Raw genomic sequence first — 16812 nt, 5'->3', positions numbered from 1 at the left:
GGACGCAACATGACTGAAACCACCCTCGATGTCCGCGGCATCTCCAAGCGCTTCGGCGGCCTGCAGGCCCTCTCCGATGTCGGCATCAAGATCCTGCGCGGCCAGGTCTACGGGCTGATCGGCCCCAACGGCGCCGGCAAGACCACCTTCTTCAACGTCATCACCGGGCTCTACACGCCCGACAGCGGCAGCTTCGAGCTGGCCGGCAAGCCCTACCAGCCGACCGCGGTGCACGAGGTCGCCAAGGCCGGCATCGCACGCACCTTCCAGAACATCCGCCTGTTCGCGGAAATGACCGCGCTCGAAAACGTGATGGTCGGACGCCATGTGCGCACGCATTCCGGCGTGTTCGGCGCGATCTTCCGCTCGGGCGGCTTCAAGGCCGAGGAAGCTGCGATCGCCGAGCGCGCGCACGAGCTGCTCGAGTACGTCGGCATCGGCAAGTTCGCCGACTACAAGGCGCGCACGCTGTCCTACGGCGACCAGCGGCGGCTCGAGATCGCCCGCGCGCTGGCCACCGACCCGCAGCTGATCGCGCTCGACGAGCCGGCGGCCGGCATGAACGCGACCGAGAAGATGATGCTGCGCGAGCTGATCGACCGCATCCGCAAGGACAACCGCACCATCCTGCTGATCGAGCACGACGTGAAGCTGGTGATGGGCCTGTGCGATCGCGTGACGGTGCTGGACTACGGCAAGCAGATCGCCGAGGGCACGCCGGCGGACGTACAGAAGAACGAAAAAGTGATCGAGGCCTACCTCGGCACGGGAGGACACTGATGGCACAGACATTGTTGAAGGTGAGCGGCGTCAAGGTCGCCTACGGCGGCATCCAGGCCGTCAAGGGCATCGACTTCGAGGTCCGCGAGGGCGAGYTGGTGTCRCTGATCGGCTCCAACGGCGCCGGCAAGACCACCACCATGAAGGCCATCACCGGCACGCTGCCTTTCCTCGCCGGCGACATCGAATTCCTCGGCAAGAGCATCAAGGGCCGCGGCGCCTGGGACCTGGTCGGCGAGGGCCTGGTGATGGTGCCCGAGGGCCGCGGCGTGTTCACGCGCATGACGATCACCGAGAACCTGCAGATCGGCGCCTACATCCGCAAGGACAAGGCCGAGATCGCGAAGGACATCGATCGCGTGTTCTCGACCTTCCCGCGGCTGAAGGAGCGCGCCACGCAGCTGGCCGGCACCATGTCGGGCGGCGAGCAGCAGATGCTCGCCATGGGCCGCGCGCTGATGGCGCGCCCCAAGGTGCTGCTGCTCGACGAGCCCTCGATGGGCCTGTCGCCGATCATGGTCGACAAGATCTTCGAGGTCGTGAAGCAGGTCTACGACCAGGGTGTCACGGTGCTGCTGGTCGAGCAGAACGCCAGCCGCGCACTGCAGCTGGCCGACCGCGGCTACGTGATGGAGTCGGGCCTGATCACCATGAGTGGCGACGCCAAGGTGATGCTGAGCGATCCGAAGGTCCGAGCTGCCTACTTGGGCGAGTAGCTGGTTGCTCTTCCCCAGGTTGCCCCGCACTCCGTGTCGGGACGCCCACCCCTGCCGGGGGCAACACCAGCGGCCCGGCGAAGCCGGTTCCGCGGTGTTCCACGAAGGGGCCGGGCTTCGCCGGCCGCGGCGGCGTGGTCAGTCGACCTTTGCGCCGGTCGCTTTCACGACTTTCTCGTACTTGGCCAGTTCGCTCTTCATGAAGGCGCCGAACTGATCGGGCGTGCTGGCGACCGGTTCCGCGAGCAGCGATGCGAAGCGGGTCTTGGTCTCCGGCGAGTCGAGCGCGGCGACGAAGGCGTGGTTGAGCTTGGCGACCACGTCGGGCGGCGTGCCGGCCGGCGCCACCAGGCCCCACCAAGTGTCGATCGCGAAGCCCTTGAGCGTGTCTGCCACGGGCGGCACCTCCGGCAGCGCGCTGCTGCGCTTCGCGGTCGTGACCGCGATCGCCTTCAGCTTGCCCGAGCGGATGTTCGGCGCTGCCGTTGCCAGGTTGTCGAAATTGAAGTCGACCTGGCCCGACAGCAGCGCGAGCTGCGCCGGGTTGCCGCCGTTGTACGGGATGTGGACCGCGAAGATGCCGGCTTCCTTCTTGAACATCTCGCCCGCCAGGTGCCCGGCACTGCCGTTGCCGCCGCTGCCGTAGTTGAGCTTGCCCGGGTTGGCCTTGCCGTAGGCGATCAAGTCGGCCAGCGTGTGGATATTCAGCCGTTGCGCGGTCTCGGCATTCATGACCAGCACGTTGGGCACCCGCACCATCTGCGTCACCGGCGCGAAGTCGGTGGCGGCGTTGAAAGGCATCCTGGCGTAGAGCCAGGGGTTGACCGCGTTGGTGGCGGTGGCCGCGATGCCGATCGTCAGGCCGTCGGGCGCGGCCTTGGCCACGGCGTCGGCACCGATGTTGCCGCCGGCGCCGGGCTTGTTGTCGATGATGACGGTGCCCAGCGAGTCCTTGACGCGCTCGGCCAGCACCCGCGCCGTGACGTCGATCGGCCCGCCCGCGGCATAGGGCACGATCAGCCGGATCGGCCGCTGTTGTTGCGCGCTCGCCTGGCCGGTGGCCAGCAGGGCGGCGGCCGACAGGAGGGTCAGCAGGAAGTGTCTGGCTTGCATGGATTCCATCGGGTGTGTCTCAGGGCAGGGCCTTGTCGGCTTCGGTGGTGAAGGCGTCGGCATAGAACTCTTCTTCCGGCAGGCCCCGCTGCGCGACATAGTCGTGCTTGGCGGCGTCGACCACCACCGGTGCGCCGCAGGCATAGACCTGGTGGCCCGAGAGGTCGTCGAAGTCCTCCAGCACGGCGCGATGGACGAAGCCGGTGCGGCCGTGCCAGTCGTCCTCGGGCACCGCGTTGGAGACCACCGGCACGTAGCGCAGCTTGGGCATCTGCTGCAGCTGGGCACGCACCCAGTCGTCCATGTAGAGATCCTCTGGCCGACGGCCGCCCCAGTACAAGGTGGCCGGGCGCTCGATGCCCTTGAACTTCATGTGCTCCAGCAGTGYCTTGATCGGCGCGAAGCCGGTGCCCGAAGCCAGCAGGATCAGCGGCTTGTCGGAGTCCTCGCGCAGGAAGAAGCTGCCATAGGGGCCTTCGATGCGCAGGATTTCCTTTTCCTTCATGGCGCCGAAGACATGGTCGGTGAACTTGCCGCCCGGCAGATGCCGGATGTGCAGATCGAGTCCGGTGCCGGCCTGCTGCAGCGTATGGGGCGCGTTGGCCATCGAGTAGCTGCGACGCGTGCCGTCGCGCAGGATGAACTCCACGTACTGTCCGGCATGGAACTGCAGCGGCTCGCCCGCGGGCAGCTGCAGGCGCAGCAGGATCACGTCGTGCGACTGTTTCGCGAGCGCCTGCACCCGCACCGGCATCTTGCGGATTGGGAAGGCGCCTGCCTCGGTGACCTGGCGCGATTCGAGCACCACGTCGCTCTCGGCCCGGGCGCAGCAGGTGAGCACGTAGCCGGCCAGCTGTTCCTCGGCGCTCAGGGCCTTGCTCTGGTGCGGGCCCAGGCTGACGGTGCCCGACAGCTTCTTGCACTTGCAGGACCCGCAGGCGCCGTCCTTGCAGCCGTAGGGGAGGCCGATGCCCTGGCGGATGCCGGCGGCCAGGATGGTCTCGTCGGCCAGGGCCGCGAAATGGCGCCCGCTCGGCTCTACCGTGATCTGAAAGCCCGCTTCGCTCGGCGCTGCGCTGGTCATGGGTATTCTTCGTTCTCTGCTCAAAAGGGAGAACGGATTTTGCCCTCAATCAACAGCCCCCTCGGTGCGAGGCCTTCGCGCTTCCGGCGCGAGCGCGTGCTCGTGGTCGGTTGCGGCGACGTCGGGCTTCGCGCGGCCCGGCTGCTGCGGGGCCGCGTGCAACTGGTCGCGCTGACTTCCTCGCCCGGGCGCGTGTCCCTGCTTCGCCAGGCAGGCATCACGCCGATCGTGGCCGACCTGGACCAGCCGGCTTCGCTGCGGCGACTCTCGGGACTCGCCACGCGGGTCCTGCACCTGGCCCCGCCGGCCCGCGTCGAAGAGGGCGCGCAATGGTGGCGCGATGCGCGCAGCCTGGCGCTGGCACGCGCCCTGCGGCTGCGATCGCTGCCCTCGGCCTTCGTCTACGGCTCGACCAGCGGTGTCTATGGCGACTGCGGCGGGGCCCGGATTTCGGAGACGCGCGCGCTGCGGCCCGATACGCCGCGTGCGCATCGCCGCGTCGATGCCGAGCGCACGGTGCGCTGGCTGGGCCGCGCCGGTGTCGCCGTGCGGATCCTGCGCATTCCCGGCATCTATGCGCCCGACCGGGAGGGCGGCACCCCGCGCGAGCGGCTGCGCCGGGGCACGCCGGTGCTGCGGACCGAGGACGACGTCTACACCAACCACATCCACGCCGACGACCTGGCCCGCACCTGCGTCGCGGCGCTTTGGCGCGGCGGGCCGCAGCGCGTGTTCCACGCCAGTGACGACAGCGAGATCAGGATGGGCGACTACATCGACCTGGCGGCCCGTCTCTATGGACTGCCGCTGCCGCCGCGGATCGCGCGCGACGAGGCGCAGGCCCAGCTGCCGCTGTCGCTGCTGAGCTTCATGGGTGAATCGCGGCGGCTCGACAACACGCGCTTGAAGCGCGAACTGCGCGTGCGCCTGCGCTATCCGACCGTGGCCACGGGACTGCGATCGGAGCGCTGAAACATCCGCTGCAGGCCGCAGGGCCGCCCCGAGGCGGACTGCACCGCTTCGGGGGCAGCGAGTACACGCAGGGACGCAGCGTGGGGGCCGGCGCCTCGTCAGGCGGCGTCGCGCTCGATGCCGTATTTCTTCAGCAGCTTGCCGAAAGCGCGCCGCTCCTTGCCAACCATCTGCGCGGCACGCGTGACATTGCCCTCGGCCTGGCGCAGCGCGCGCTGCAGGTAGTCCTGCTCGAAGAGGCGAACGGCCTCGGCCTTGGCGAGCTGGAAGCGCACGAGGCCGCTGTCGTCCCATTCGTCGGCCATCGCGGGCTCTGCCCGCGGCGACGGCTCATGGCGCACCGGGATGCCGCCGCCCATCAGGAACTCCCGATGGACCCAGTTCTCGAGCTCGCGGATGTTGCCGGGCCATGCCTGGGTGCGCAGCCATTGGAGTTCCTGCGCCGACAGCGTCTTTGCGGGCAAGCCGTACTTGGCGCTGAAGCGGCGGATGAAATGCGAAGCCAGCAGGTCGATGTCGCCGACGCGCTCCCGCAGCGGCGGCAGCACCAGATGGAGGATCTTGAGCCGGTACATCAGGTCGGCGCGGAATGCGCCTTGGGCGACCAGCGCCGCCAGCGGGCGATTGGAGGCAGCCACCACCCGAACATCGGTGCTGAGCTCGCGTGCCGTGCCCAGCGGCCGGTAGCGCTGGTCCTGAAGAAAGCGCAGCAGCGTCACCTGGGCCTTGCCGCTCAGTGCATCGACCTCGTCGAGGAACAAGGTGCCGCCGTTGGCTTCGGCGACCAGACCGGCGCGTGCCTGGCGCGCATCGGTGAAGGCGCCGCGCTCGTGGCCGAAGAGTTCCGATTCGATCAGCGTTTCGGGCAAGGCGCCGCAGTTGACGGGCACGAAGGGCCGGGCGCTGCGCATGCCGCCGTAGTGGATCACACGGGCGGCGAGTTCCTTGCCCGAGCCGGTCTCGCCCTCGATCAACGCGGGTGCTTCGGTCGCTGCGATCCGCTCGAGCTGCGCGACCATCCGCTGGTGAGCCGCCGACGCGCCGACGATCTCGTCGTGGAGTCGCATCCATCCTTCCGATGCACACGGGGCTGGCTTTGGAATGGGTTGCGGCATGAGGACGCGAGGCGAGGTGGCGATTCGGGGTCTTCGGAAGTGAGGGCCAACAGCCGGCCTTCGAGGGCGAATCTACTCGGCTCGCAATGAAGTGCAATATCACTGACGGCGTACGGGACAGGCGGGCCTTGCCTCGAGAAAGTGGCCCTAAGTATTCGTTGACTGGCGGCGGGGGCCCGTCTTCTAGGCCACAAGATTTAACCGTTCGCGGCCAATGCGCGAATGCGACCCGCGCGCGTGCGGGGATTCATGGCGCGACCCATGGTGCCCGGGGCCGGAATCGAACCGGCACGCCTTGCGGCGGGGGATTTTGAGTCCCCTGCGTCTACCAATTTCACCACCCGGGCACGGAAGGAAGGCAGCCCAAAATTATGGCACAGTGGCTCCATGCAATATCCGACGATTGAAGACGCGATTGGGAAGACGCCGCTGGTCGCGCTGCAGCGCATCGACGCGGCAGCCAATGCGCAGCGCGGCAACGTGATTCTTGGCAAGCTCGAAGGCAACAACCCGGCCGGATCGGTCAAGGACCGGCCGGCCCTGTCGATGATCAAGCGCGCCGAGGAGCGCGGCGAGATCAAGCCCGGCGACACCCTGATCGAGGCGACCTCCGGCAACACCGGCATCGCCCTCGCCATGGCTGCGGCCATCAAGGGTTACCGCATGGTCCTGATCATGCCGGAGGACCTGTCGGTCGAGCGCGCCCAGACCATGAAGGCCTTCGGCGCCGAACTCATGCTGACCCCGAAGAGCGGCGGCATGGAGTACGCGCGCGATCTTGCCGAGCAGATGATGCAGCAGGGCAAGGGCCGGGTGCTCGACCAGTTCGCCAATCCCGACAATCCGCGCATCCACTACGAGACCACCGGCCCCGAGATCTGGGCCGACACCGGCGGGCGCATCACGCACTTCGTGAGCGCGATGGGCACCACCGGCACCATCACCGGCGTGTCCAGGTTCCTGAAGGAGAAGAATCCGGCGGTGCGCATCGTCGGCGCCCAGCCGGATGAAGGCTCGCGCATCCCGGGCATCCGCAAGTGGCCGCAGGAGTACCTGCCGAAGATCTACGAACCGAGCCGGGTCGACCAGGTGGTCAACGTGAGCCAGGACAACGCCGAGGAGATGTGCCGCCGGCTGGCGCGCGAGGAGGGCATCTTCGGCGGTATCTCGGCCGCGGGCGCGCTCTGGGTGGCGCTGGAGATCGCCAGGACGGTCGAGAACGCGACCATCGTCTTCGTGGTGTGCGACCGGGGCGATCGCTACCTGTCGACGGGTGTCTTTCCGGCTTGAGAAGAAACATGCCCCAACCCAAGTTCTGCGCCGACTGCGCGACGCCGCTGGCCCACATCGAACTCGCCGAGGATGGCGGCCCGAAGTCGCGCCTGCGCTGTCCGGCCTGCGGCTGGACGCACTGGAACAACCCGACGCCGGTGCTGGCCGCGATCATCGAATACCGCGGCCAGGTGCTGCTGGCACGCAATGCGGCCTGGCCGCACAAGATGTATGCACTGATCACCGGCTTCATGGAGGCCGGCGAGACGCCCCAGGAAGGCATCGCGCGCGAGATCAAGGAAGAGACCAATCTCGATGCGAGCGAGTTGAACCTGGTGGGTGTCTACGATTTCCAGCGCATGAACCAGGTCATCATCGCCTTCCATGCCATCGCCGACGGCGAGGTGCGGCTCTCGCCCGAGCTGGTGGACTATCGGCTCTACGACCTGCCCGCGCTGCGCTGCTGGCCCGCGGGCACGGGCTACGCGTTGGCCGACTGGCTTCGCACGCGGGGTCATGAACCCGAATTCATCGAGTGGCCGCGGCCAGCCTCCTAAAATCGCCGCAGTCTCAAGGAACGGCCATGCAAATCCATAAAGAGCTCGATACCCGCGGCCTCAACTGCCCCCTGCCCATCCTGAAGGCCAAGAAGGCGCTCAACGAGATGCACAGCGGCGAGCTGCTGAAGGTGGTGTCGACCGATGCGGGGTCGGTGCGCGATTTCCAGGCATTCGCCCGCCAGACCGGCAACGACCTGGTCGACCAGCAGACGGTCGGCGGCGATTTCATCCACGTGCTGCGGCGCCGCTGAAGGAAACAGCATGAAGCGCGGCATCGGAGTCTTCGCGATGGCTGTGGTGCTCGCGGGTCTGGCCGCGGCAATGGTCCTGGCCCTGTGGAGTGATGGCATGGCTTCTGGCGCTGGCAATCCCGCTGCCCCTGCGGGTGCGATTTCCCTCGCGGTCCTTGGCGACTCCAACAGCCATTCCTACCAGGATCGCATTGCCTTTCCTCCCGGTTCTGCCGAGCGTGGCGGCGCGCTGCGTTCGAAGACCTTCCTGTGGACTGAGGTACTTGGACGCCTGCGCGGGCAGGAAGTCGACCTGGGTCCCTGGGGCGTCTGGGGGCGGCCCCCGGCCGTGGCTCTGGCGCGTGAGTGGCTGGGACTCGCGGCAGGTCGTACGCCGAAGAAGGAGGACTACCTCTTCAACTTCGCCAAATCCGGGGCGACCTGTTTCGACCTCCTGTCCGGCCGCGTCCGGCTGGCCCAGAACCTCGTCGGGTTGATGGACCGGGAACCGGCGCGCTGGCAGCGCGGGGTGGTCGTGATCCGCATCGGGCTCGCCAACTGGATCGGCCTGCTCGATCTGCAGGCACGCGATCCCGAGGCGCCTGAAGTGCGACAAGTCATCAGCTATTGCACCGAGGAGATCGGCCGCACCGTGGCGCTGATCCATGCCTCGCATCCGCAGACGCGGATCCTGGTGGTGGGGTTCGTGAACGAAGCAGATGATCCGCTCCTCGCCGACAGATGGCAGTCGGCGAAAGAGTCCGCGAACATCAACGCCGCGCTCGAAGCGTTCAATGGCGCACTCAGGAAGATCGCGACCGGCCGGGCCAACGTCGCTTTCTTCGACGACCTGGCATGGTTCAAGGCTCGCTGGGGTGCGCGCGACCCCTCCGGAAAGCCCGACTACAAGACCGTCGCTTTCGGGCCGGGCCTGCGCGTGACCAACACGATGGGCGACGATCCGCGCAACGCCTTGCTCGCGGACGACCATTCCGGCGCGGTCTGGAATGCCCTCTGGGCGCAATCGCTGGTCAGCCGTCTCAACGAGGCATTCGGCCTGCAGCTGACGCCGATCGACGACGCGGAGATCCTCCGCTTGCTGGAGCCGCTGATCGCTTCCGCTAGAGCGCCAGGCTCTTGAGGTATTCGCGGAACGACGCACCTACTTCCGGGTGTGCCAGGGCCAGCTCGACCGTGGCCTGCAGGAAGCCTTCCTTGCTGCCGCAGTCGTAGCGCGTGCCTTCGTAGGAAAAGGCGTGCACCGATTCCTTCTTCATCAGCGCGGCGATGCCGTCGGTCAGCTGGATCTCGCCGCCGGCGCCCTTGGGCTGGTTGCGGATCTCGGCAAACACGCCCGGCGTGAGGATGTAGCGGCCGGCGACGCCCAGGCGCGAGGGCGCCTCCTCGGGCTTGGGCTTCTCGACCATGCGATTGACCTTGACCAGCCCGGACTCGACCGTGTCGCCAGCCACGATGCCGTAGCGCTTGACGTGCGCCAGGGGCACCTCCTGCACGGCCAGCAGGGAGCCGCCGAGGCGATCGAAGACCCGCGTCATCTGGGCCAGCACCGGTTCGCCGTTGGCCGGGCCGACCATCAGGTCATCGGCCAGCAGCACCGCGAAGGGCTCGTCGCCGATCAGGTGCTCGGCGCACAGCACCGCGTGGCCCAGGCCCAGCATGCGCGGCTGGCGCACGTAGGAACAGGTCATGTCCTCGGGCATCACCGAGCGGGCGATGTCGAGCAGTTCGAACTTGCCGCTGGCCTCGAGCTGCGATTCGAGCTCGTAGGCGGTGTCGTAGTGGTCCTCGATGGCGCGCTTGTTGCGGCCGGTGACGAAGATCATGTCGCGGATGCCGGCGGCATAGGCCTCTTCGACCGCGTACTGGATCAGCGGCTTGTCCACCACCGGCAGCATTTCCTTGGGCTGGGCCTTGGTGGCCGGTAGAAATCGGGTGCCAAAGCCTGCTACGGGAAACACGGCCTTGCGAATGCGCGTCGAAGTGTGGGACATGGGCTTTCGTCTGATCTGGAGGATGAAAGGGGGAGGTGGGCACCGCGAGGCGCCCACCCGGGATACTAAAGGCCGCGGCTGTCGCCAGTCTGTCAGCCGAGGCGGACAAGCTGGTCGCGCAGCCGATCGAGCGTGGCGCTGAAGTCCGTCAGCCGCTTGCGCTCCTGCTCGATCACCGCAGGTGGCGCCTTGGCGACGAAGGCCTCGTTGCCGAGTTTTGCATTGACCTTGGCGATTTCGCCCTCGATTCGCGCAAGCTCCTTGCCGATCCGCGCCTTTTCCGCGGCCTTGTCGATTTCCATGTGCAGGCAGATGCGCGCCGAACCGACCACCGCCACCGGCGCTGCCTCGGCCGCGGCCGACCAGGCCGCCGCGTCGTCGAACACCTTCACCTCCTTGAGCTTGGCCAGCGCCTGCAGCACCGGCGCCGCGTCGCGCAGAAAGGCGCTGCTGGCGGCATCGTCGGCCACCGCRTACAGCGGCATGCGGGTGGCGGGCGAGACGTTCATTTCGCCGCGCAGCGTGCGGCAGGCGTCGACCAGCGACTTGAGCCGTGCCACGTGGGACTCGGCGGCCTCGTCGATCTTCTCGGGCTGGCTCTTCGGGTAGGCGGCGATCATGACCGACTCGCCCGCGCGGCCGGCCACCGGCGCCACCTTCTGCCAGAGTTCCTCGGTGATGAAGGGGATCACCGGGTGCGCCAGGCGCAGCAGGGTCTCGAGCGTGCGGATCAGCGTGCGGCGCGTGGCGCGCTGCTGGGCCGCATCGCCCTGCTGGATCTGGACCTTGGCAATCTCGAGGTACCAGTCGCAGAACTCGTCCCAGGCGAACTGGTAGATCGCATTGGCGACGTTGTCGAGCCGGTACTCCTCGAAGCCCCTGGCCACCTCGGCCTCGACGCGCTGCAGCTTCGAGCTGATCCAGCGGTCGGCCGGACTGAACTTCAGGTAGCCGTGGGCCGGGCCGCCGACCGCGCATTCTTCCTTGGTGTGCTCGCGCAGACCGCAGTCCTGGCCTTCGCAGTTCATCAGCACGAAGCGGGTGGCATTCCAGAGCTTGTTGCAGAAGTTGCGGTAGCCCTCGCAGCGCTTGGCATCGAAGTTGATGTTGCGGCCCAGCGAGGCCAGCGAGGCGAAGGTGAAGCGCAGCGCGTCGGCGCCGAAGGCCGGGATGCCGTCCGGGAACTCCTTCTGCGTGTTCTTGCGCACGGCCGGCGCCGTCTCGGGCTTGCGCAGGCCCTGGGTGCGCTTGTCGAGCAGCTCGGGCAGTGCAATGCCGTCGATCAGGTCGACCGGGTCGAGCACGTTGCCCTCGGACTTGCTCATCTTCTTGCCGTGCGAGTCGCGCACCAGGCCGTGGATGTAGACGTGCCTGAACGGCACCTTGCCGGTGAAGTGCTTGGTCATCATGATCATCCGGGCGACCCAGAAGAAGATGATGTCGTAGCCCGTGACCAGCACGGTCGAGGGCAGGTAAAGATCCAGGTCTTCGGTCTTCGCGGGCCATCCCAGCGACGAGAACGGAATCAGCGCCGACGAGTACCAGGTGTCGAGCACGTCCTCGTCGCGCACGAGCGTCTTGCCCGGTGCCTGGGCCTGCGCCTCTTCCTCGCTGCGCGCCACGTAGACCTTGCCCTCGGCGTCGTACCAGGCCGGGATCTGGTGGCCCCACCAAAGCTGGCGCGAGATGGTCCAGTCCTGGATGTTCTCCATCCAGTGGTTGTAGGTGTTGACCCAGTTCTCGGGCACGAAGCTGACCTCGCCCGAGCGCACGGCTTCGATCGCCTTCTGGGCGATCGACTGGCCGTGGGCGTCGGGCTTGCTCATGGCGACGAACCACTGGTCGGTCAGCATCGGCTCGACCACCGCGCCGGTGCGGGCGCAGCGCGGCACCATGAGCTTGTGCTTCTTCGTGTCGACCAGCAGGCCCAGCGCCTCGAGATCGGCCACCACGGCCTTGCGGGCGACGAAGCGATCGAGCCCGCGGTATTTCTCCGGGGCGTTGTCGTTGATGGTGGCGTCCAGCGTCAGCACGCAGAGGTTCTCGAGCTTGTGGCGCTGGCCCACGGCATAGTCGTTCGGGTCGTGCGCCGGCGTGACCTTGACCACGCCGGTGCCGAATTCGCGGTCGACGTAGTCGTCGGCGATCACCGGGATCAGCCGGTCGGCCAGCGGCAGCTTCACGCGCTGGCCGATCAGGTGCTTGTAGCGCTCGTCTTCGGGATGGACCATCACCGCGGTGTCGCCGAGCATGGTCTCGGGCCGCGTGGTCGCGACCGTGAGCGTGCCCGAGCCGTCTTCCAGCGGATAGGCGATGTGCCAGAGGAAGCCGTCTTCCTCCTCGCTCTCGACCTCGAGGTCGCTGACCGCGGTCTTCAGCACCGGATCCCAGTTGACCAGCCGCTTGCCGCGGTAGATCAGCCCTTCCTCATACAGTTGCACGAAGGTCTGCGTGACGACCTTCGACAGGTCTTCGTCCATCGTGAAGTATTCGCGGCTCCAGTCCACCGTGTCGCCCATGCGGCGCATCTGCTGGGTGATGGTGTTGCCAGACTGCTGCTTCCATTCCCAGACCCGGGCGACGAAGTTCTTGCGCCCCAGGTCGTGGCGGCTGATCTTCTGCTCCTGCAACTGGCGCTCGACCACGATCTGGGTCGCGATGCCCGCGTGGTCGGTGCCCGGCACCCACAGCGTGTTGGCGCCGGCCATGCGGTGGTAGCGCGCCAGGCTGTCCATGATGGTCTGGTTGAACGCGTGGCCCATGTGCAGCGTGCCGGTGACGTTCGGCGGCGGCAGCTGGATCGCGAACGAGGACGCGCCTTCCTTGGGCTTCTGCGTCCCGCGGTAGCCGGCGGCGGCGTAGCCGCGGCGCTCCCATTCGGGTCCCCAGTGCGCCTCGATGGCAACGGGTTCGAAGGATTTGGAAAGGCTCTCGAGGCCGGGTTGGGGCAGGGTGTCGCTCATGGCGTTGCAAAAGACGAACGGCATCCCGCAGGATGCCGCTTGTGGGGGTGAAGGTCWGGGGATTTTATTCGACTGCGCGGGCGCCGTGCTCACTGCGGCGGCGCGTAGTTCACCGGCAGCCAGACGTAGCCCGAGCCCTGGGCCCGCAGGCGGCCGGCGCCGGGGCCGGCCGCCTTCAGGTTGGCCACCAGCTTGGCCCAGGGTGGGCCCGAACAGGCCCGCCGCACCAGTGTCCACCAGGAGCGGGCCAGGATCTTCTTCACCTGGGGCGGGGTGGTGCGAGAGTCAGCAACTGGTCCACCGGCAGCGCGACCGTGCCGTCCGACAGGGCAGTGACCTGGAAATCGCCGACCATCACGCGGTAGAAGCCCGGCGCCGGTTCCTTGGCGAGCGGCGCCGCGGCATGGGCCGCGGTCGGGCTCCAGAACGCCGTGCCGGCACAGCTGGCCGCCAGCACGAATGCAGCGGCTCGGAACAGGGAAGCAGCCTTCATCGCGGATCTCCAGACGAATGGGGTTGAGAATGCAGGCGCACTCCATACAGGGCAGGGCGGCGGCCTTTGGCGCGGGCGGCCGATAATTCGACGATGCTGTTCCTGCTTTCCCCTGCCAAGTCACTCGACTACGACACGCCGGTGCCCGAGACGGTGCCTGCCACGCAAGCCCGCTTCGAAGGCCCGAGGAGCCCCGCAGCCGAACTGATCCGGATCCTGCGCGAGAAATCGCCGCAGCAGATCGCCGAACTCATGCACCTGTCGGACAAGCTGTCGGCGCTCAATGTGGCGCGCTATGCGGCCTGGGCTTCGAAGGGCAGTGCGAACAATGCGAAACAGGCCGCGCTGGCCTTCGACGGCGACGTCTACGGCGGGCTCGACGCCAAGTCCCTCGATGCCGGGCAGCTGGCCTGGGCGCAGGCGCACGTCTGCATCCTCAGCGGCCTCTATGGCGTGCTGCGCCCGCTCGACCTGCTGCAGCCCTACCGGCTCGAGATGGGCACGCAACTCGAGAACCGCCACGGCAAGGATCTCTATGCCTTCTGGGGACCGCGCATCGCGGAGCACCTCAACGAGCGGCTGGCCGCCGACCGCACGCCGGTGGTCATCAACCTGGCCTCTCAGGAGTATTTCAAGTCGGTCGACCAGCGGGTGCTCAAGGCCCGCGTGGTCGAGTGCGTGTTCGAGGAATGGAAGGCTGGGACGGGTGCCAAGGGCGATCCCGGACGCTACAAGATCATCAGCTTCTTCGCCAAGCGGGCGCGCGGCCTGATGGCGCGCTGGGCGGTGCTGCACAAGGCCGCCACGCCCAGGGCGCTGGAGAATTTCGATCTCGAGGGCTACGCCTTCGACGCCGCGGCGTCGAAGGCCGATCGGATGGTGTTCCGGCGGAGGCCCGCATGACCGGCCAGGCCATCAGTCCCGAACTGCGCGAGTGGGTCGCGGCCCAACTCGCGGCCGGGCATTCGGTGCCGAGCCTGCGCGCTTCGATGCGCGCTGCCGGCTGGCATGACGACGTCGCCGATGTCGCCTTGCAGGGCATCGAGGTGCAGGGAACGGCCGTGCCCGCCGTGGATCCTTCGCATCCGGGCCTGCCGGGCCCCGACCTGTCGGCCTCCCCGCTCTACGTCGACGCCGGCGATCGCCGCGTGCAGGTGCTGCAGACGATGCGCCATCCGCGGGTCATCGTCTTCGGCGACCTGCTGTCCGACGAGGAATGCGAAGGCCTGATCGCTGCCGCGCGCCTGCGCCTCGCGCGCTCGCTCACCGTCGAGACGCAGACCGGCGGCGAAGCGCTCAATATCGATCGGACCAGCGACGGCATGTTCTTCGAGCGCGGCGAGAACCCCATCGTCGCCCGGCTCGAGCAGCGCATCTCGACGCTGCTTCGATGGCCGGTCGAATTCGGCGAGGGCCTGCAGGTGCTGCGCTATGCGCCGGGCGCCCAGTATCGTCCGCACTACGACTACTTCGATCCGGCCGAGCCCGGCACGCCGACCATCCTGCGCCGGGGCGGCCAGCGCGTGGCGACGCTGGTGATGTACCTGTACGAGCCCGAGCAGGGCGGCGCCACGACCTTCCCCGACGTCGGCCTCGAAGTCGCGCCCAAGCGCGGCACCGGGGTCTTCTTCAGCTACGACCGGCCCGACCCCTCGACCCGAACGTTGCACGGCGGCGCGCCGGTGCTGGCCGGCGAGAAGTGGGTCGCGACCAAGTGGCTGCGCGAGCGCGAATTTACCTGATGCCGCCGCCATGAAGATCACAGCCAACGGGATTCAGATCGAGGTCGAGGACAGCGGCGGGGAAGGGCGGCCGGTGGCGCTGCTGGTCATGGGACTCGGCATGCAGCTGATCGGCTGGCCCGACGATTTCGTCCAGGCGCTGGTCGATGCGGGCTTCCGGGTCGTGCGCCATGACAACCGCGACATCGGCCTGAGCCAGGGTTTCGACGAGGCCGGTGCCGGCAACCTGCTCTGGCAGAGCGTGCGCCAGCGCATCGGGCTGCCGGTGCGCTCGGCCTATAGCCTGCAGGACATGGCCAACGACTCGCTCGGCGTGCTCGACGCGCTGGGTATCCCGCGCGCCCACGTGGTCGGCGCCTCGATGGGCGGCATGATCGCCCAGCGCCTTGCGGCCAGTGCGCCGCAGCGCACGGCCAGCCTGGTGAGCATCATGAGTTCGAGCGGTGCCCGCAAGCTGCCGGGCCCGCGTCCCGACGTCGCGGCTGCCTTGCTGCGGCGCCCGCCCAGCCGGACCGAGGCGGCGCTGGTGGCCCACAGCCTGAGCATGGTGCGGCGGATCCAGAGCCCGGCCTATCCGCAAGACGATGAGGTGGTCGCCGATCGCATCCGGCGAGCCATGCGCCGCGCCTATCGGCCGGCCGGCGTGGTGCGGCAGATGCTCGCGATCGTCGCCGACAGCGACCGTTCCGAGATGTTGCCGCGCATCGCCAGTCCGGCGCTGGTGCTGCACGGGGAGGCCGACGCGCTGGTGCCGATCGCCTGCGGCCGGGACTCGGCCCGGCGCATTCCGGGTGCCCGCTTCGTCTCGATTCCGGGCATGGGCCACGACCTTCCGCCGCCGGTGGTCGACATCCTCATGCAACACATCCTTCCCTTCCTCGACCACGCCCAGAGCCGCCCATGAGCCTCGACAACACCCCGGAGCAATCGCAGCTGGGCCGTGCTTCCGCCTACGTCGACCAGTACGACGCCAGCCTCCTGTTCCCGATCCCGCGGGCGGCGCAACGCGAGGCCATGGGCATCGCAGGCGACAGGCTGCCATTCTTCGGCGCCGACCTCTGGACCGCCTTCGAGCTGAGCTGGCTCAATCCGCGCGGCAAGCCGCAAGTGGCGATCGCGCACTTCACGATTCCCTGCGAAACGCCCAACATCATCGAGAGCAAATCCTTCAAGCTCTATCTGAACAGCTTCAACAGCACCGTGTTCACGGATGCGCAGGCGGTGCGGGAGCGCTTGCGGACCGACCTCGGCGAGGCCTTGTGGCGCGGCAGCGAGCGCTCGGCCGGCATCGGGGTCAGGCTGCTGGCGCCCGATGCCTTCGACCTCGAGCCGGTCCATGAACTCGATGGCCTCGATCTCGATCGCCTGGACATCGAGTGCACGCACTACCAGCCGGCCCCCGAACTGCTGTCAAGCGACCTGACCCAGCCGCCCGTGACCGAGACCCTGAGCAGCCGCCTGCTCAAGAGCAATTGCCTGGTSACCGGCCAGCCCGACTGGGGCAGCGTGCAGATCCGCTACAACGGCCCGCCGATCGAGCAGGCCGGCCTGCTCGCTTACATAGTGAGCTTTCGCAACCACAACGAATTCCACGAGCCCTGCGCCGAGCGCATCTTCACGGACATCTGGAAGCGTTGCCAGCCGACCCAACTGGCGGTCTACGCGCGCTACACGCGGCGCGGCGGGCTGGACATCAATCCCTTCCGCACCAGCTGGCCCCAGGCGCTTCCCGCCAACACGCGCACGGCGAGGCAGTAGGG

At 67.8% G+C, this 16812-nt stretch carries 18 protein-coding genes and 1 tRNA gene; 11 read left to right on the top strand and 8 right to left on the bottom strand.

Annotated elements, in window-relative coordinates:
• The first annotated feature begins 9 nt into the window (after positions 1–9).
• Together AC1D2E_RS23615 and AC1D2E_RS23610 are read left to right on the top strand one after the other, a co-directional pair.
• Positions 10–780, top strand: coding sequence for an ABC transporter ATP-binding protein (locus AC1D2E_RS23615; protein WP_478199655.1), 771 nt, complete (start codon positions 10–12; stop codon positions 778–780).
• Positions 780–1496 (top strand): ABC transporter ATP-binding protein, encoded by a 717-nt coding sequence (locus AC1D2E_RS23610; protein WP_478199654.1) that lies wholly within the window; start codon positions 780–782, stop codon positions 1494–1496. The genes AC1D2E_RS23615 and AC1D2E_RS23610 overlap by 1 nt, the downstream gene beginning before the upstream one ends.
• Positions 1497–1634: 138 nt before the next feature.
• On the opposite strand, the gene AC1D2E_RS23605 is transcribed toward AC1D2E_RS23610, so the two are convergent.
• The gene (locus tag AC1D2E_RS23605; RefSeq protein WP_478199666.1) at positions 1635–2609 is read right to left on the bottom strand and encodes a Bug family tripartite tricarboxylate transporter substrate binding protein; all 975 of its coding nucleotides are present in this window, start codon (positions 2607–2609) and stop codon (positions 1635–1637) included.
• 19 nt (positions 2610–2628) lie between these two features.
• Positions 2629–3693: a CDP-6-deoxy-delta-3,4-glucoseen reductase gene (locus AC1D2E_RS23600; RefSeq protein ID WP_478199653.1), complete on the bottom strand. Its 1065-nt coding sequence runs from the start codon at positions 3691–3693 to the stop codon at positions 2629–2631.
• A gap of 39 nt (positions 3694–3732) precedes the next feature.
• Between AC1D2E_RS23600 and AC1D2E_RS23595 the strand changes: the two genes are divergently transcribed.
• Positions 3733–4665, top strand: a complete 933-nt coding sequence (locus tag AC1D2E_RS23595) for an NAD-dependent epimerase/dehydratase family protein (protein ID WP_478199652.1) — start codon at positions 3733–3735, stop codon at positions 4663–4665.
• A gap of 98 nt (positions 4666–4763) precedes the next feature.
• Here AC1D2E_RS23595 and AC1D2E_RS23590 read toward each other — a convergent pair whose 3' ends face one another.
• Positions 4764–5732, bottom strand: coding sequence for a sigma 54-interacting transcriptional regulator (locus tag AC1D2E_RS23590; RefSeq protein ID WP_478199651.1), 969 nt, complete (start codon positions 5730–5732; stop codon positions 4764–4766).
• A gap of 310 nt (positions 5733–6042) precedes the next feature.
• Positions 6043–6127, bottom strand: a tRNA-Leu gene (locus AC1D2E_RS23585).
• A gap of 40 nt (positions 6128–6167) precedes the next feature.
• On the opposite strand from AC1D2E_RS23585, the gene cysM reads away from it, so the two are divergent.
• The 4 genes from cysM to AC1D2E_RS23565 are packed head-to-tail and all read left to right on the top strand — an operon-like array spanning position 6168 to position 8983.
• Complete coding sequence (gene cysM / locus AC1D2E_RS23580; RefSeq protein WP_478199650.1) at positions 6168–7070, top strand: cysteine synthase CysM; 903 nt, start codon at positions 6168–6170, stop codon at positions 7068–7070.
• An 8-nt stretch (positions 7071–7078) separates the two neighbouring features.
• Positions 7079–7609, top strand: coding sequence for an NUDIX domain-containing protein (locus AC1D2E_RS23575; RefSeq protein WP_478199649.1), 531 nt, complete (start codon positions 7079–7081; stop codon positions 7607–7609).
• Positions 7610–7635: 26 nt separating this feature from the next.
• Entirely contained in the window at positions 7636–7863 is a 228-nt protein-coding gene (locus AC1D2E_RS23570) for a sulfurtransferase TusA family protein (RefSeq protein ID WP_478172826.1), read from the top strand.
• Between the two features lie 10 nt (positions 7864–7873).
• Entirely contained in the window at positions 7874–8983 is a 1110-nt protein-coding gene (locus AC1D2E_RS23565; RefSeq protein ID WP_478199648.1) for an SGNH/GDSL hydrolase family protein, read from the top strand.
• Here the strand turns inward: AC1D2E_RS23565 and galU are convergent.
• From galU to AC1D2E_RS23545, 4 genes are all read right to left on the bottom strand, one after another.
• Positions 8964–9854, bottom strand: a complete 891-nt coding sequence (gene galU / locus AC1D2E_RS23560) for a UTP--glucose-1-phosphate uridylyltransferase GalU (RefSeq protein WP_478199647.1) — start codon at positions 9852–9854, stop codon at positions 8964–8966. The genes AC1D2E_RS23565 and galU overlap by 20 nt on opposite strands.
• 92 nt (positions 9855–9946) lie before the next feature.
• Positions 9947–12817: a valine--tRNA ligase gene (locus tag AC1D2E_RS23555; protein WP_478199646.1), complete on the bottom strand. Its 2871-nt coding sequence runs from the start codon at positions 12815–12817 to the stop codon at positions 9947–9949.
• An 89-nt stretch (positions 12818–12906) separates the two neighbouring features.
• A complete protein-coding gene (locus tag AC1D2E_RS23550; RefSeq protein WP_478199645.1) occupies positions 12907–13080 on the bottom strand; it encodes a hypothetical protein in 174 nt (57 codons plus the stop codon).
• Positions 13077–13310, bottom strand: a complete 234-nt coding sequence (locus tag AC1D2E_RS23545; RefSeq protein ID WP_478199644.1) for a hypothetical protein — start codon at positions 13308–13310, stop codon at positions 13077–13079. Before AC1D2E_RS23545 ends, AC1D2E_RS23550 begins: the two co-directional genes overlap by 4 nt.
• A 93-nt stretch (positions 13311–13403) precedes the next feature.
• On the opposite strand from AC1D2E_RS23545, the gene yaaA reads away from it, so the two are divergent.
• From yaaA to queF, 4 genes are read left to right on the top strand one after another with little or no spacing between them, the layout of a single operon-like run.
• Positions 13404–14213, top strand: coding sequence for a peroxide stress protein YaaA (yaaA, locus tag AC1D2E_RS23540; protein ID WP_478199643.1), 810 nt, complete (start codon positions 13404–13406; stop codon positions 14211–14213).
• Positions 14210–15052 (top strand): 2OG-Fe(II) oxygenase, encoded by an 843-nt coding sequence (locus tag AC1D2E_RS23535; RefSeq protein WP_478199642.1) that lies wholly within the window; start codon positions 14210–14212, stop codon positions 15050–15052. Before yaaA ends, AC1D2E_RS23535 begins: the two co-directional genes overlap by 4 nt.
• A gap of 10 nt (positions 15053–15062) precedes the next feature.
• Positions 15063–15956: an alpha/beta fold hydrolase gene (locus tag AC1D2E_RS23530; protein WP_478199641.1), complete on the top strand. Its 894-nt coding sequence runs from the start codon at positions 15063–15065 to the stop codon at positions 15954–15956.
• On the top strand, positions 15953–16810 hold the full coding sequence (queF, locus tag AC1D2E_RS23525) for an NADPH-dependent 7-cyano-7-deazaguanine reductase QueF (RefSeq protein ID WP_478172818.1): 858 nt from the start codon (positions 15953–15955) through the stop codon (positions 16808–16810). The genes AC1D2E_RS23530 and queF overlap by 4 nt, the downstream gene beginning before the upstream one ends.
• Positions 16811–16812 lie beyond the last annotated feature (2 nt).

The sequence above is a fragment of the Variovorax sp. P1_H2 genome (assembly GCF_056405295.1).
The sequence above is the reverse complement of the archived record's forward strand: the minus strand, read 5'-3'. Positions and strand labels throughout refer to the sequence as shown.

Excerpts from the sequence above, each read along its gene's own strand:
- AC1D2E_RS23575 (WP_478199649.1), top strand. The coding sequence starts at position 7,079 with ATGCCCCAACCCAAGTTCTGCGCCGACTGCGCGACGCCGCTGGCCCAC.
- cysM (WP_478199650.1), top strand. The coding sequence starts at position 6,168 with ATGCAATATCCGACGATTGAAGACGCGATTGGGAAGACGCCGCTGGTC.
- AC1D2E_RS23545 (WP_478199644.1), bottom strand. The coding sequence starts at position 13,310 with ATGAAGGCTGCTTCCCTGTTCCGAGCCGCTGCATTCGTGCTGGCGGCC.
- yaaA (WP_478199643.1), top strand. The coding sequence starts at position 13,404 with ATGCTGTTCCTGCTTTCCCCTGCCAAGTCACTCGACTACGACACGCCG.
- AC1D2E_RS23615 (WP_478199655.1), top strand. The coding sequence starts at position 10 with ATGACTGAAACCACCCTCGATGTCCGCGGCATCTCCAAGCGCTTCGGC.
- AC1D2E_RS23570 (WP_478172826.1), top strand. The coding sequence starts at position 7,636 with ATGCAAATCCATAAAGAGCTCGATACCCGCGGCCTCAACTGCCCCCTG.
- AC1D2E_RS23535 (WP_478199642.1), top strand. The coding sequence starts at position 14,210 with ATGACCGGCCAGGCCATCAGTCCCGAACTGCGCGAGTGGGTCGCGGCC.
- galU (WP_478199647.1), bottom strand. The coding sequence starts at position 9,854 with ATGTCCCACACTTCGACGCGCATTCGCAAGGCCGTGTTTCCCGTAGCA.
- AC1D2E_RS23590 (WP_478199651.1), bottom strand. The coding sequence starts at position 5,732 with ATGCGACTCCACGACGAGATCGTCGGCGCGTCGGCGGCTCACCAGCGG.
- AC1D2E_RS23605 (WP_478199666.1), bottom strand. The coding sequence starts at position 2,609 with ATGCAAGCCAGACACTTCCTGCTGACCCTCCTGTCGGCCGCCGCCCTG.
- AC1D2E_RS23565 (WP_478199648.1), top strand. The coding sequence starts at position 7,874 with ATGAAGCGCGGCATCGGAGTCTTCGCGATGGCTGTGGTGCTCGCGGGT.
- AC1D2E_RS23530 (WP_478199641.1), top strand. The coding sequence starts at position 15,063 with ATGAAGATCACAGCCAACGGGATTCAGATCGAGGTCGAGGACAGCGGC.